Raw genomic sequence first — 1,862 nt, 5'->3', positions numbered from 1 at the left:
CCGAAAGTAGCGGCGAGCGAAATTGGATTAGCCCTTAAGCTTTTAATGAGACAGATGAAGGCTCTGGAAAGTGCCGCAATAAAGGGTGATAGCCCCGTAATCAACATCTCATCATCAGTGAAATCGAGTAAGGCGGGACACGTGATATCCTGTCTGAATATGGGGGGACCATCCTCCAAGGCTAAATACTACTGACTGACCGATAGTGAACCAGTACCGTGAGGGAAAGGCGAAAAGAACCCCTGTGAGGGGAGTGGAATAGAACCTGAAACCGTGTACGTACAAGCAGTAGGAGCACCTTCGTGGTGTGACTGCGTACCTTTTGTATAATGGGTCAGCGACTTAATTTTAGTAGCAAGGTTAACCGTTTAGGGGAGCCGTAGGGAAACCGAGTCTTAACTGGGCGTACAGTTGCTAGGATTAGACCCGAAACCAGGTGATCTAGCCATGGGCAGGTTGAAGGTTGAGTAACATCAACTGGAGGACCGAACCGACTAATGTTGAAAAATTAGCGGATGACTTGTGGCTAGGGGTGAAAGGCCAATCAAACCTGGAGATAGCTGGTTCTCCCCGAAAGCTATTTAGGTAGCGCCTCGGACGAATACTACTGGGGGTAGAGCACTGTTAAGGCTAGGGGGTCATCCCGACTTACCAACCCTTTGCAAACTCCGAATACCAGTAAGTACTATCCGGGAGACACACGGCGGGTGCTAACGTCCGTCGTGGAGAGGGAAACAACCCAGACCGCCAGCTAAGGTCCCAAAGTATAGCTAAGTGGGAAACGATGTGGGAAGGCTCAGACAGCCAGGATGTTGGCTTAGAAGCAGCCATCATTTAAAGAAAGCGTAATAGCTCACTGGTCGAGTCGGCCTGCGCGGAAGATGTAACGGGGCTAAGCTATACACCGAAGCTGCGGCTACGTACCTTAGGGTGCGTGGGGTAGGGGAGCGTTCTGTAAGCCGTTGAAGGTGGTCTGTAAGGGCTGCTGGAGGTATCAGAAGTGCGAATGCTGACATGAGTAACGATAAAGGGAGTGAAAAACTCCCTCGCCGGAAGACCAAGGGTTCCTGTCCAACGTTAATCGGGGCAGGGTAAGTCGACTCCTAAGGCGAGGCCGAAAGGCGTAGTCGATGGGAAACGGGTTAATATTCCCGTACTTCTTACAATTGCGATGGGGGGACGGAGAAGGCTAGGTGGGCCTGGCGATGGTTGTCCAGGTTCAAGTATGTAGGCGGAAAGTTTAGGTAAATCCGGACTTTCTTAACGCTGAGATACGATGTCGAGCTACTACGGTAGTGAAGTCATTGATGCCATGCTTCCAGGAAAAGCCTCTAAGCTTCAGATTGTAAGGAATCGTACCCCAAACCGACACAGGTGGTCGGGTAGAGAATACCAAGGCGCTTGAGAGAACTCGGGTGAAGGAACTAGGCAAAATGGTACCGTAACTTCGGGAGAAGGTACGCTCTTATCAGTGAAGTCCCTTGCGGATGGAGCAGACGAGAGTCGCAGATACCAGGTGGCTGCAACTGTTTATTAAAAACACAGCACTGTGCAAAATCGTAAGATGACGTATACGGTGTGACGCCTGCCCGGTGCCGGAAGGTTAATTGATGGGGTTAGACTTCGGTCGAAGCTCTTGATCGAAGCCCCGGTAAACGGCGGCCGTAACTATAACGGTCCTAAGGTAGCGAAATTCCTTGTCGGGTAAGTTCCGACCTGCACGAATGGCGTAATGATGGCCACGCTGTCTCCTCCCGAGACTCAGTGAAATTGAAATCGCTGTGAAGATGCAGTGTACCCGCGGCGAGACGGAAAGACCCCGTGAACCTTTACTACAGCTTGGCACTGAACATTGAACCTAC

The 1,862-nt window shown here is 51.1% G+C and carries 1 rRNA gene; it reads left to right on the top strand.

Annotation, left to right across the window (positions count from 1 at the left end):
* Positions 1–1,862, top strand: a 23S ribosomal RNA gene (locus WR49_RS20585); the annotation flags it as partial.

It is taken from the genome of Vibrio sp. ECSMB14106 (genome assembly GCF_000972265.1).
Lineage (GTDB): Bacteria > Pseudomonadota > Gammaproteobacteria > Enterobacterales > Vibrionaceae > Vibrio > Vibrio kanaloae.
The sequence above is the reverse complement of the archived record's forward strand: the minus strand, read 5'-3'. Positions and strand labels throughout refer to the sequence as shown.